At 64.6% G+C, this 13,010-nt stretch carries 9 protein-coding genes; 3 read left to right on the top strand and 6 right to left on the bottom strand.

Annotated elements, in window-relative coordinates:
• Positions 1–6 precede the first annotated feature (6 nt).
• Positions 7–2,382, bottom strand: coding sequence for an ATP-binding protein (locus tag J1M81_RS19010; RefSeq protein WP_206498589.1), 2,376 nt, complete (start codon positions 2,380–2,382; stop codon positions 7–9).
• A 122-nt stretch (positions 2,383–2,504) separates the two neighbouring features.
• Between J1M81_RS19010 and glgX the strand changes: the two genes are divergently transcribed.
• Positions 2,505–4,547, top strand: coding sequence for a glycogen debranching protein GlgX (gene glgX, locus J1M81_RS19005; RefSeq protein WP_094644170.1), 2,043 nt, complete (start codon positions 2,505–2,507; stop codon positions 4,545–4,547).
• Here glgX and J1M81_RS27030 read toward each other — a convergent pair.
• The 5 genes from J1M81_RS27030 to J1M81_RS18985 form a co-directional block, all read right to left on the bottom strand.
• Positions 4,478–4,663 carry a hypothetical protein gene (locus J1M81_RS27030; RefSeq protein ID WP_327212954.1) on the bottom strand — a complete coding sequence of 62 codons (186 nt, stop codon included), beginning with the start codon at positions 4,661–4,663 and terminating at the stop codon, positions 4,478–4,480. The two genes, glgX and J1M81_RS27030, sit on opposite strands and share 70 nt — an antisense overlap.
• A gap of 61 nt (positions 4,664–4,724) precedes the next feature.
• Positions 4,725–6,239, bottom strand: coding sequence for an alkaline phosphatase (locus J1M81_RS19000; protein WP_206498588.1), 1,515 nt, complete (start codon positions 6,237–6,239; stop codon positions 4,725–4,727).
• A gap of 167 nt (positions 6,240–6,406) precedes the next feature.
• A complete protein-coding gene (locus tag J1M81_RS18995) occupies positions 6,407–8,113 on the bottom strand; it encodes a glycerol-3-phosphate dehydrogenase/oxidase (RefSeq protein ID WP_032373527.1) in 1,707 nt (568 codons plus the stop codon).
• The gene (glpK, locus tag J1M81_RS18990) at positions 8,110–9,627 is read right to left on the bottom strand and encodes a glycerol kinase GlpK (protein ID WP_032373528.1); all 1,518 of its coding nucleotides are present in this window, start codon (positions 9,625–9,627) and stop codon (positions 8,110–8,112) included. The genes J1M81_RS18995 and glpK overlap by 4 nt, the downstream gene beginning before the upstream one ends.
• Positions 9,624–10,478, bottom strand: coding sequence for an MIP/aquaporin family protein (locus J1M81_RS18985; protein WP_027494674.1), 855 nt, complete (start codon positions 10,476–10,478; stop codon positions 9,624–9,626). Before J1M81_RS18985 ends, glpK begins: the two co-directional genes overlap by 4 nt.
• A gap of 122 nt (positions 10,479–10,600) precedes the next feature.
• Between J1M81_RS18985 and J1M81_RS18980 the strand changes: the two genes are divergently transcribed.
• Complete coding sequence (locus J1M81_RS18980; RefSeq protein WP_155289507.1) at positions 10,601–11,581, top strand: sugar-binding transcriptional regulator; 981 nt, start codon at positions 10,601–10,603, stop codon at positions 11,579–11,581.
• Between the two features lie 141 nt (positions 11,582–11,722).
• The gene (locus J1M81_RS18975) at positions 11,723–12,970 is read left to right on the top strand and encodes a DUF6745 domain-containing protein (protein ID WP_206498587.1); all 1,248 of its coding nucleotides are present in this window, start codon (positions 11,723–11,725) and stop codon (positions 12,968–12,970) included.
• Positions 12,971–13,010: the final 40 nt, after the last annotated feature.

Raw genomic sequence — 13,010 nt, 5'->3', positions numbered from 1 at the left:
GGCCGGTCAGTGCTCGCGGGCGAGGCCGGCGGTGAAGTCGTCGGCGATCATGACGGCCAGATCCCGCGTCTTGCGGTTGGTGTTCTGTGAGAGTTCGGTCAATTGCGTGAACGCGGCGTCGGCGTCGATGCGGTACACCGACATGAGGATGCCGACGGCTCGGCCGATCGTGCCGCGGGTCTCGAGCGCCGTGCGCAGTGTCGCGGCCTGATTGCCGCTCTCCGCGATCAGCTGCTCGCGCATCCGTGACAGTTCGAGGTGCACGCGAACGCGCGCGACGAGTTCGCGGTCGTGGAACGGCTTGACGATGTAATCGTCGGCACCGCGTCCGAGTCCGTCGAGCACAAAATCAGTTCCCGCACGAGCGGTCAGCAAGATGACCGGTATTCGCTTCAACTCGGCGTCGCCGCGGATGTCGTCCACCAGATCCAGACCACTGCGCCCCGGCAGCATGACGTCGGAGAGCACGAGACCCGGCAGCATCGTCCGGGCACGATCGAGAGCGGTCTCGATGTCCCCCGCTGTCGAGACGGACCACCCTTCGTCGGTCAGCAGGCGCGCGAGGTAGTTGCGCATGTCGACGTTGTCCTCGACGAGCAGGACGTCGGCGCGATCGGACGTCTCGGGAACGGGCTCGATCGAGGGGAAGATCGCCGAGATCGGATCGGCCGGAGCGCCGGGTCGATCGATAGCGGCAGCTTCTGCGGGCAACCGCGGCACCTGCACGGTGAAGGTAGTCCCCCGGCCCACGTCGCTGTCGACGTCGATGCGCCCGTTCAAGGCGGTCAGCAAGTCCGTCACCAGGGCAAGCCCGATTCCGGACCCTTCGATGCTGTGCGCGCCTTCTCGTTCGACGCGGTGGAACCGGTCGAAGATTCGAGGCAGGTCCTCGGCCGGAATTCCCAGTCCGGTGTCTGCGACCACGAGCCGAGCGGTGTTCTCGTCCGCGACCAGACGAACCGACACCCGTCCGGCCGGGGTGTACTTGACGGCGTTGGCGACGAGGTTGAACACCACCTTCGACCACATTTCGGCGTCGGTCAGGACCACGACGTCCTCGGCCGCATCCACGACGAGCTCGAGCCCCTGCGCCGACGCGACGGCCGAGAACATCGTCGCGCAATCGCGTGTCACCGAGCCGAGGTTCACCGGCTCGGGTCGAGAGACGAGTCGGCCGGCCTCGGCATTGACGATGTCGAGCAGGTCGTCCACCAACCTGCGCAGCCGCATCGACGCGCGATGAACGACGTCGAGTGATTCGCGGTCGTTCGCGTCCAGCACCGAAGCAGCGTTCTCGCGTACCGAATCGAGCGGGCCCGTCAGCAACGTCAGCGGGGTGCGGAATTCGTGCCCGACGTTCTCGAGCAGCCGAGTCTTCGCAGCATCGGCGTCGGCCAAGGCCGCCACCCGGCTGCGCTCCATCTCGAACGCGTGCGAGGCCGTCAGTGCGGTGGACAGGCGTTCGGCGACGACGACGCAGAACGAGGTGAAGGCATCGTCGATCACCCGATGGCTGCTCACTCCGATCAACAACGCCCCGACCGGCTGTACCCGACCGGCCATCGTCAACGGCACGACGACGGCCTGCGGAACGTTGCCGTCCACCTGCACGGTCGCGCAGGCGACCGTACCGTCGGCAACTCGAGAGATGTCGGCGCACTCCCACGTCGCAGCCTGGTACCCGGCGTCGCCGCCGGTCACGACACACTCCACCGGGCCGTCCGCATTCAGATCTTCGCGGAGGTAACCGGCGACGAGGGGAAACTCCGATGCTTCGGCCGCGAGCACACCCACTGCCGCACGGCAGATGTCCACGGCACCGTCGGTGTCGTTGCCCGTCAGCGTGCCCAGGCTCAGCAACGCCTGCATGCGGCGTTCGCCGAGGAGCTGCTGGGTGACCTCCGACGTCGCGACGAACACGCCGAGGACCGCGCGCTCGGGACCGTGAATCGGACTGTACGAGAAGGTCCAGTACGTCTCTTCGAGGAACCCGTACCGATTCATCATGAACTGTTGGCGAGCACCGTGCACCGCAGTGCCGCCGTCGACGACCTGATGGGCCAATGCGCCGATCTCGTCCCAGATCTCTGCCCAGCAGTCCCTGGCCGGCTGCGCTGCGGCGGCGGGAAACTTGTCACCGAGAAAATCGGTGTACGAGTGGTTGAAGATCTGGACCAGGTGCGGCCCCCACCAGATCAACATCGGGATGGTCGACGGCATGACCGTGCGGATGGCCGCGATCAATTCGTACGGCCATTGCTCCACCGGTCCCAGCTCCGTGGAGCTCCAATCCAGCTCGCGAAACCGAGCCTCGGTGGCATTGTCACCGGGAAACAGCTCGTCGAGCCGAGCCGAACCGGGACCGGGTACTGCGGGATTCATGGCCTCGTCCTTAGTCACATGCGGCCGTAGGTCAAGGACGGGCGCAAACTCCTCGTCGATTCTATCCGAGCACCAGGTGGGCATGCGTTTCGCTCACCTGCGCCGGGGGTAATCGGCCGTTCATGCCCACCTCATCCAGTCTCCCGTATCCCCTGGGCGTCTCGCGTCTGTCCGACGACGGAGCCAACCTCGCCGTCTACTCCGAAACAGCCGACTCGGTGTCCGTCGTCGTGATGAACGAAGACGGAACAGAGCGCAGTACAACACCGTTGACGCTTCGCACCGGTCACGTCTTTCACGATCTGGTGCCCGACGTCACCCCGGGAACGCGATACGGTCTCCGCGTCGACGGCCCGTGGGATCCCGCCTCGGGACTGCGCCACAACCCGGCGAAGCTACTGCTCGACCCGTACGCCACGGCCGTCACCGGCCAGGTCGACTGGAACGAATCGGTGTTCTCGCATCTGCATGCGGAGCCCGAGACCCGCAACGACGAGGACTCCGCGCCGCACATGCCGTATTCCGTTGCAGTGCAATCGAACTTTGATTGGACCGGCGACGAGGCACCGCGCACTCCGCTGGACCGCACTGTCGTCTACGAGGTCCACGTGAAGGGCTTCACCGCCACCAATCCCGATGTTCCCGAAGACATTCGAGGAACGTACGCAGGACTGGCCCACCCCGCCGCGATCGCGCACCTGAAGCGTATCGGCGTCACCGCAGTGGAGCTGCTGCCCATCCACCAGTTCGTCCAGGATTCGCACCTGCTCGAAGAGGGCCGCCGAAACTACTGGGGCTACAACTCCATCGGCTTCTTCGCCCCGCACAACGAGTACGCCAGCACCGGCGACACCGGCGGCCAGGTGGACGAATTCAAGGCACTGGTCAAGGCGATGCACGAGGCCGGTATCGAGGTCATCCTCGACGTCGTCTACAACCACACAGCCGAGGGCAACCACCTGGGACCGACGTTGTCGCTCAAAGGAATCGACAACGGCTCGCACTACCGACTCGTCGACGACGACCGCAGCGCCTACTACGACACCACGGGCACCGGCAACAGCCTCAACGTCGGACATCCCGCGGCGCTGGGCCTGATCATGGACTCCCTGCGGTACTGGGTCACGGAGATGCACGTCGACGGATTCCGTTTCGATCTCGCGAGCACCCTGACCCGTCAGGACTCCGGCCTCGACGTCCACAGCGCGTTCCTCGATCTCGTACACCAGGATCCGACGCTTGCGCCGGTCAAACTCATCGCCGAGCCCTGGGACACCCAGGGCTACCAGGTGGGCGGGTTCCCGGCCCGGTGGTCGGAGTGGAACGGTAAATTCCGCGACGATGTTCGTGACTTCTGGCGCGGCGAGGACGGCGCATTGTCCGCTCTTGCGCAACGTGTCACCGGCAGCCCCGACGTGTACGAGAGCACCCGGCGCCCAACCTTGGCGAGTGTCAACTTCATCACCGCCCACGACGGCTTCACCCTGGCCGACCTCAATTCCTACGACGAGAAGCACAACGAGGAGAACGGCGAGGACAGCCAGGACGGCGAATCCGACAACCGTTCGTGGGGATGTGGTGCCGAGGGCCCGACCGACGACGAGGGCGTCAACGCACTCCGCGCCCGCCAGCAGCGTAATCACCTTGCCACACTGCTCCTTTCGGCCGGCGTCCCGATGATCCTCGGCGGCGACGAACTGGGCCGAACGCAGAACGGCAACAACAACGCGTACTGCCAGGACAACGAGGTCTCCTGGTTCGACTGGAGCACGGTCGATCAGGATCTCGTGGACTTCACCACCCACCTGATCTCGCTGCGTGACGAGCATCCGGCGTTGCGTCCCACCTGGTTCCGGCACGACAGCGATTCCGAGGAGGACGGGGCAGGACCCGATACGGTCGACTTCTACCGCGCCGACGGTCAAAAGATGGTCGACGAGGATTGGTCCGACGGCAACGCACACAGCATTCTGATTCTGATGCGTGCGGGAGAGGGAGACGCGGCGTTCGCCTGGATGGTCAACGCCTCACCTGCGACAGTCGAATTCACGCTGCCAGAGGGCAAGTGGAGTCAGTCGACGTCGAGTGATCCGGATCAGGCGTACGAGGCGGGCGGGCCGTCCATTCTGATTCGCGAGCATTCGTTCACGTTGCTGCAGGGCTGATCGGTCCATTGTTCGAGAATCTGTAGCCACTCCTCCGATTCGGAGCGTCCGGCCCACGCGATGTATCCGTCGGGCCGGACGAGGACGGCGGGGCCGCTGTCGGTACGGCGGACGATGTCCGTTCGACCGCAGTCGCTCTCGCCGACCTGACCCCGACGAATCGACGGACCCGAGCGATCAGGCGGCAGGCAGTACCTTCGTGAACAGCACGGCCCCGGTCGCGTCGCAGAGGTTGACGGTCAGATCGCGCGAGTCCCCGTCGATGAGCACCTCACCGAAATGCTGAAACGCGTCGAGTGGCGACGCGTTCGGTTCTGGTGGCGCGTGCACGAACACTGCCTCCGGGCCGAAGGTGCCGTCCAAGTCGTTGGGGCCGAACGCGCCGGCGTTGAGCGGCCCACTGACGAATTCCCAGAACTCGCGAAATTCCTGGTAGGCCGCCCGCTCCGGCGAATAGTGATGCGCTGCTGTGTAATGCACGTTGGCGGTGAGCCAGACGGTGCCGGTGACGTCGTTCCGGTCGATCGCGGTGAGCACCTGCGCGATGTCGGTCTCACGGCCCAACGGCGCACCGGGGTCGCCGTTGCCGACGCCTTCCTGCGCGACCTTCCCATCAGGAACGACGAGTCCGAGGGGCAGGTCGTTCGCGATGATCTTCCACGTCGCGGTGGAGCGGGACAGCTCGTCGATCAACCACTGACGCTGCGCCGAGCCGAGGATCTCCCCTGACGCAGCGGTGTTCGCACCGTTCGCATCCTTGTACGTGCGCATGTCGAGGACGAAGACGTCGAGCAGCGGCCCGTAGGCGATCTTGCGGTACACCCGGCCGTCGACGGCTTCTGTGGGCGCGATGGGCAACCACTCGTGAAACGCCTGCAACGCTCTCTGCGACAGCAGGTCCACATCCTTCACCGTGTATTGCTCCAGGTCGAGGATCTCACCGGGATACCAGTTGTTGACGGTTTCGTGATCGTCCCACTGGACCATCTGAGCGACAGACGAATTGAAGCGGCGGTAGTTGTCGTCGGTGAGATTGTAGGCGTACTGGCCGCGGTACTCCTCGAGCGTCTCGGCGACCTTGGACTTGGCCTCGCTCATGGTGTTTCGCCAGATTCGACCGTCGGGAAGTGTCACGCGCTCCTCGAGCGGGCCGTCCGCATAGATGACGTCGCCGCTGTGCAGGAACAGATCCGGCTGCCTGTCGGCCATCGCCGAGAAGATGGTCATACCGCCGATGTCGGGGTTGATGCCGTAACCCTGGCCTGCGGTGTCGCCACCCCACAACAGGCGAATGTCGGATGGGCCGTCAGGAGCTGTGGAGAACATTCCGGTGACGGGCTCCGACGTCGCACCGTCCTCGCCCTCGAGCGTGACGCGATAGTGAACCTTCTGTCCCGCAGGCAATCCGGTCAGGCGCAGCACCCCCGTGCCGTCCGACTGCGGAGTCAGCAGTGGCCCCCGCATCGTCGTCACAGAGGAGAACGAGTCCGTCGCGGACGTGTCGACGATCATCGTCGCCGGAGTATCGGAACGTGCCCACACCAGCGCTCCGTCGGCACGCACATCACCGCTGGCGACACCGTGTGTCAGCACCGGCCGGGTGCGAACCAACGCCGGGCTGCATGCCAGCACAGGCGTGGCAGCGGCACCGAGAGCGGCATATCGGAGGAGGGATCGACGGGTGAGCTGCATGCCCTTCACCGTCCAGCATCGACATGAACGGCTCGTAGCGCCCAGGAAGACAGACGAGTTCCACTGCAGCTCGTCGCGCCCTGCGACGAGGAACGCGGCCGCAGGGTCGGAAACACAACCACCGATCCCGACCCTGCGGCGCTACCTCACCGAACCGCCGTGAGGGGTCAGCTCACCCCGGCGCGCACGTCCGGTGCCCCGAGCCTGGCCGCGTCGGCGGTCTCGTCGTCGGGCTGTTGCTGTGAATCCCGTTCTGCCAGAACACGAAGACGGTAGTGCTCGATCTCCTCGGCCCGGTGCTGATCGTCCCAGCCCAGAATCGGAGCCACCAGCCGAGCCACTTCCTCGGCTGCTGCTTCACCACGATCGGGAACCTCGATGGAGATACGGGTCCGCCGGGTCAGGATGTCCTCGAGATGCTGCGCGCCTTCGTGACTCGCGGCATAGACAACCTCTGCCTTGAGGTACTCCGGTGCGCTGTCGAGAGGCTTCCCGAGTTCGGGATCGGCGTCGATCAGATCCAGCACCTCACCCATCAGGGTGCCGTACCGACCCAACAGATGCTCGACGCGTGAGACCCGCATGCCGGTGCGTTCGGCCGTCAGATTGCGGGAGTTGTACGCCCCGAGGTAGCCGTCGGCCCCGACGAGTGGGATGTTCTCGGTGACACACTTGGGCACTGTGCGTTCGAGCCCGTGCACCGCGGCATCCACTGCGTCCTTGGCCATCACGCGGTAGGTGGTGTACTTGCCACCGGCAATGACGGTCAGTCCTCGCACCGGGCTGGACACCGCATGCTCGCGGGAGAGCGTGCTGGTGGAGTCGGATTCTCCGAACAGCAACGGCCGCAGACCTGCGTAGACCCCGACGACATCGGCGCGGTCCAGTGGATCGGCCAGCAGCTTGTTCACGTGCCCCAGGATGTAGTCGATGTCGCTCTGGCTCGCGGCCGGGTGAGCGAGATCGAGCTTCCAGTCGGTATCGGTGGTGCCGATGATCCAGTGGCTTCCCCACGGGATGACGAAGAGCAGGCTTTTCTCGGTGCGCGTGATGATGCCCGTGGCGCTGTTGATGCGGTTGCGGGGCACCACCAGGTGCACGCCCTTGGATGCGCGAACCTGGAACTGTCCACGCCCGCCGACCATCTGCTGGACCTCGTCGGTCCACACACCCGCGGCGTTGATGACCTGTTTGGCACGCACCTCGAACGAACGACCCGTTTCCAGATCGCTCGCCAAGACTCCGACGACCTTGTCGTCCTCACGAAGGAAGCCCGTGACGCGAGTGCTGTTGGCGCACAACGCCCCATAGGCGGCTGCGGTCCGCGCAATCATCATTGTGTGCCGAGCGTCGTCGACCTGGCCCTCGTAGAACTTCACCGCACCGCGAATCGCCGAACGCTTACCGGAAGGGAAGGATTCGAGCGTCTTCTTCTTACCGAGGTGCTTGTGATGACTCGGGACGCCGCGTCCGGCACCCATGACGTCGTACACGCCGATGCCGAGCCCCACGTACGGACGGTCGATCACCTTTTCGAGCGGATAGATGAACGGGACCGGCCGAGCGAGGTGCGGGCACAACGTGTTCAGCACGAGCGAGCGCTCTTTGAGGGCCTCGAACACCAGCGAGAAGTTGAACTGTTCGAGGTACCGCAGACCGCCGTGGAACAGCTTGCTCGAGCGACTGGACGTGCCGGCCGCATAGTCGCGTGCTTCGAGCAGTCCGACCTTCAGACCACGTGTCACCGCGTCGAGAGCCGTTCCCGCGCCGACGACGCCGCCGCCGATCACCAGAATGTCGAGCTCTTCGGCTTCCATCCGTGCGATCGCCTCGGCGCGCGCGGTTGGACTCAAAGCCGTTGTGGTGGAACTCATTCTTCATCAACCCAATCGAGAGTACGTGTCACTGCCTTCTTCCAGCCGGCGTACAGCTTTGCCCGCTGGTCTTCGTCCATGGACGGTGTCCATGTCTTGTCCTCGGCCCAGTTCTGGCGAATGTCGTCCTCGCTCGCCCAGTACCCGACGGCAAGGCCTGCCGCGTATGCCGCTCCGAGAGCGGTGGTTTCGGCTACGACGGGCCGCACCACGTCGACGTTCAGGATGTCGGACTGGAACTGCATCAACAGTTCGTTGACGACCATTCCGCCGTCGACCTTGAGTACCTCGAGGTCGACGCCGGAGTCGGCGTTCATGGCCTCGATGACCTCACGCGTCTGGTACGCGGTGGCTTCGAGTACGGCACGGGCCAGGTGGCCCTTGTTGACGAATCGCGTCAATCCCACGATGGCACCGCGAGCATCGGCACGCCAGTGCGGAGCGAACAGACCCGAGAACGCGGGCACGAAATACGCGCCGCCGTTGTCGTCCACCGAACGCGCGTCGGTCTCGATGTCCGCAGTCGAGGAGATCATGCCGAGGTTGTCCCGCAGCCACTGCACGAGCGAACCCGTCACCGCGATCGAGCCTTCGAGCGCGTACACCGTCGGCTGGTCGCCGATCTTGTAGCAGACGGTGGTGAGCAGGCCGTTCTTGCTCATGACCTTCTCGGTGCCGGTGTTGAGCAGCACGAAATTGCCTGTGCCGTAGGTGTTCTTGGCCTCACCGGGAGACAAGCAGGCCTGCCCGAAGGTGGCAGCCTGCTGGTCGCCCAGGATGCCGGAGATCGGCACACCGCGGAACGGTCCGCGTTCACGGCCGGTGCCGTACACCTCGGAACTCGACCTGATCTCGGGCAGCATCGACATCGGAATGCCCATGTCGGCGCAGATGCCCTCGTCCCACTGCAGGGTGTCGAGATCCATCAGCAACGTGCGCGAGGCGTTGGTCGGATCGGTGTAGTGCAATCCGCCGTCGGTTCCGCCGGTCATGTTCCACAGCACCCAGGTGTCCATGTTGCCGAAACACAGCTCTCCCGCTTCGGCTTTGGCCCGTGCACCGTCGACGTTGTCCAGAATCCACTTGATCTTCGGCCCGGAGAAGTAGGTGGCCAACGGGAGACCGGTCTTGGCGGTGTACTTGTTGGCATCGCCGCCGCCGAGTGCGGTCGCGATGCGATCGGTACGGGTGTCCTGCCAGACGATGGCGTTGTAGATCGGCTTGCCCGTCTCGCGATCCCACACCAGTGCCGTCTCACGCTGGTTGGTGATACCGACTGCGGCGATGTCCTCGCGCGTCAGATCCGCTGCGGCCATGGCACCCGCCGCGACGGCGCGCACGTTGTCCCAGATCTCCGACGCGTCGTGCTCGACCCAACCGGCCTGCGGGAAGATCTGCTGGTGTTCCTTCTGATCGACGGCGACGACGGTGCCCGCGTGATCGAAGATCATGCAGCGTGAGGACGTGGTTCCCTGATCGATCGCGGCGACGTACTTTCCTGCGAACTCGGTCATGGCTTCTCTCCTGTGGTCTGGGTGTCTGCTGGGAGTCGTGATGGCGGCTCGGGCGTCGAACCTTCTTGTTTGCGTAGGTTCTTACCGATCAACAGGTCGTACAGGAACACTCCTATCGGTCCACCTACGAGAGGTCCGACGATCGGCACCCAGAAGTACAGGCCACCGTATTGATCTCGCCACGCTCCACCGTAGCCCGTGATGTACGACGCCAGGCGAGGTCCGAAATCTCGAGCCGGGTTGATCGCGTAGCCGGCGTTGGTGGCCCAGGCGAATCCGATGGCGACGACGATGAGGCCCACGATCAGGGGAGCCATGTTGGCCATCGGCGCGGTGCCGAGCGAATCGGTCACGGCCACGATGAGGAACAGCAGAATGGCGGTACCGATGATCTGGTCGATCAGCGCCGAGGACACACTCACCGGCAGTGTCCCGTTACCGGGCAGTGTCGAGAAGATGGTCTGGGTGGCGGTGGTGTGCCCGGGGTCGACCGCGTTGATCATGTCGTTGTAGTTCCAGCGCACCAGCAGTGCTGCCACGAAGGCACCTGCGGTCTGCGCGAGGATGTACGGCGCAACCATCTTCCAGCTGAATCCGCGGAAGAGTGCGAACGTGATGGTCACCGCGGGATTGAGGTGCGCGCCGGTGATACGGCCCGCGACATAGATACCGAACATCACGCCCAGCCCCCACGCCCAGGCGATCGAGTCGTGACCGCCGAGGCTGCCGGACTCACCACCCGAGACCACCTGAGCGACGACGCCGACACCGAACAGAATGAGAATCATGGTTCCGGCGAACTCCGCGGCCATGTGCGCCGGTAGCCCCCATTCCGGTTCCTTACGTGCCATCTTCCAGCCTCCACACAGTCAGTGATACACGCCACATTGCGTGCCATTTGCCACGGTAGACGGCCTGCACTGCGTTTCACAGCTGATGCACATATGTGCAATTCGGTCGTACACTGGTGCCGGTGACGGACAACGGCATCACTCCCGAATCCGACCTGCGGACCGGCCATGCCACCCAGGCGGCGCGGCTGTACTACTTCCAGGACATGACGATGGCGGCCATCGGCCGTGAGCTGGGCGTATCTCGTTCGACAGTCTCACGACTCATCACGTTCGCGCGGGCGTCGGGACTGGTGGAAATCAAGATCTCCACCCCACTCGGTCAGGCACCGCGGATCGAGCGTGCATTCGCCGATCTGTACGACATTCGTGCACACGTGGTGCCGGTCGCGGAGACGGTCGACGAACTGCAGCGTCTCGATCGGGTCGCGACCTTCGCCGGCCGACTGCTGACGTCGTTCTTCGAGTCGGACATGGTGATGGGTGTCGCCTGGGGAACCACCGTCAGCGCCGTCAGCCGCAAGCTCGCCCCCAAACGAACCCACAACTCGAGCGTGGTGCAACTGAACGGGGCAGCCAACATGCGCACCACGGGGGTCTCGTATGCCACCGACATCATCCGGACGTTCGCCGACGCGTACGGGGCTGCGGCACAGGGATTTCCGGTCCCCGCATTCTTCGACTATCCGGAAACGAGACAGCACCTGTGGCGCGAGCGCAGCATCAGGCGCGTGCTCGAACTTCAGGATCGCATGAACCTCGCCGTCTTCAGCATCGGCGTCATGAGTGGAGCCGTTCCGAGTCACGTCTACAGCGCCGGCTATCTCGAACGCGAGGACAGAGCCGAGCTGCAACGTGACGGCGTCGTCGGCGACATCGCCACGGTGTTCCTCCGATCCGACGGCAGCTACAACCGAATTGCGTTGAACGACAGATCGAGTGGGCCGAGTCTCGATCGGCTCAAGGCCGTCCCGCGCAGAGTCGCCATCGTGGCGGGAGAGTCCAAACTCGACGCCCTCACCGCCGCACTGCGCGGTGGCCTGATCACCGATCTGGTGATCGACGACATCAGCGCCGCGAAATTGGTGTTGCGCTCGCGCTGACCCATGTGAGTGGAAACTCGACCCCTGCTACGAACTTCCGCGCACGTGGGCAACCCTTGCGCTCGGCCGATTCTCGTGTCACTCTTGGTTCATGACAACAGGAAAGGCGGACACCGCCTCACCGAAGTGAGCGCCGTGCCGATGCCGTCGACATTCCCCCGTCGAGGCACATTCTCCGAAGATCCCGATTCCTACGCCGAAGACATTCGCGCGGTCTGTGCGCAACGCGACCGGTGGCTCGATTACGGATTGAAAGCCGGCCCAGCCGACAGATCTGTCGCGGAACATGCTGTGGCACAACTGTATCGATCTTCCGGGTTCGACGAGCCCGAGTTCCATTGGGTGCCGTCGCCTCGGGCTGCAGCGACCTTCATCGCCGGCAGACACTTGGCGAGAACACCGTCGATATCCACCGCCGGTACCGAGGTGGACGCCGCGATCGCGACCATGTTGTCCGACTCCCGGCACCGTATGGACCGCATCATCGAGCGCCGCCACATCGAATGGCCGCGGGAAAATCGGTGGTCGACGGTCAACGGCAGCAACGACTTTCGAGCCCGCGGCATCGTCGCCCGCGGTACCCCGATCGAGGCGGCCCTCGCCGGTATCAGCCCGGATCCCATCATCGACCGGACCGTCCGTACGTCGTTGCACACCAGCCTGTTCGACGGAATTGCCACTTCCATCCGCACGACCACTCCCCGCCCGTTCGGCTCCATCACCTGGTACGGCCAACAGGAAGCCCATCGCGTCGCCTACTACGACGCTTTCCGTCGCCACGGCCTCGCCCGGTTCTCCTTCGAAGACGTCGAACTACTCGACGTCCAAACCGCCCTCATCGAGTCGACGGGCTGGTGGTGGGCGTTCGAGAACATCGCAGTGATGGCAGAACGGCCCACCGCCGTACACGTCGAACCGCTACCCGATTCACCGCACGGTGAAGTGCGGCTGCACAATTCGGAGGGTCCGGCCGTGAAGTTCGCCGACGGCAGCGCAGTCCACGTACTGAGCGGCACCGTCGTTCCGAGCTGGGTGATCGACAACCCCACGGTCGACCGCATCACCGTCGAACGCAACGTCGAAGTGCGACGAAGCGCCATCGAACGGATCGGCTGGGACATCTATCTGGAGCAGGCAGGCCTACGTCTTGTCGACACCGGCCAGGATCCGGGGAACCCGGGCTGCACCCTGGAGCTGTACGCAGCACCAGAGGGCTGGCAGGACGGGGGACGAATTCTGCTCGCCGTCAACGGTTCCCGTGAACGCGACGGTCGACGGCGCCGTTACGGGCTGCGGGTCCCCGCTGCCTTCACCTCCGCCGTCGACGCGGCAGGCTGGACCTACGGTCTGGCCGGAGCCGACTACGCCCGGCTCCTCCGCCGTACGTGACTCCGCACGACCTCCATCGATACCCACCCCACAACTACCC

Source organism: Rhodococcus sp. KRD175 (genome assembly GCF_017168275.1).
In the GTDB taxonomy this organism is placed as follows: domain Bacteria; phylum Actinomycetota; class Actinomycetes; order Mycobacteriales; family Mycobacteriaceae; genus Rhodococcoides; species Rhodococcoides fascians.
Note: the sequence above shows the minus strand (reverse complement) of the source record. Positions and strands in the feature narration are given on the sequence as shown.

Coding starts and splice junctions, on each gene's coding strand:
- J1M81_RS18995 (WP_032373527.1), bottom strand. CDS start 8,113: ATGAGTTCCACCACAACGGCTTTGAGTCCAACCGCGCGCGCCGAGGCG.
- J1M81_RS19000 (WP_206498588.1), bottom strand. CDS start 6,239: ATGCAGCTCACCCGTCGATCCCTCCTCCGATATGCCGCTCTCGGTGCC.
- J1M81_RS18985 (WP_027494674.1), bottom strand. CDS start 10,478: ATGGCACGTAAGGAACCGGAATGGGGGCTACCGGCGCACATGGCCGCG.
- glpK (WP_032373528.1), bottom strand. CDS start 9,627: ATGACCGAGTTCGCAGGAAAGTACGTCGCCGCGATCGATCAGGGAACC.
- J1M81_RS19010 (WP_206498589.1), bottom strand. CDS start 2,382: ATGAATCCCGCAGTACCCGGTCCCGGTTCGGCTCGGCTCGACGAGCTG.
- J1M81_RS18975 (WP_206498587.1), top strand. CDS start 11,723: ATGCCGTCGACATTCCCCCGTCGAGGCACATTCTCCGAAGATCCCGAT.
- glgX (WP_094644170.1), top strand. CDS start 2,505: ATGCCCACCTCATCCAGTCTCCCGTATCCCCTGGGCGTCTCGCGTCTG.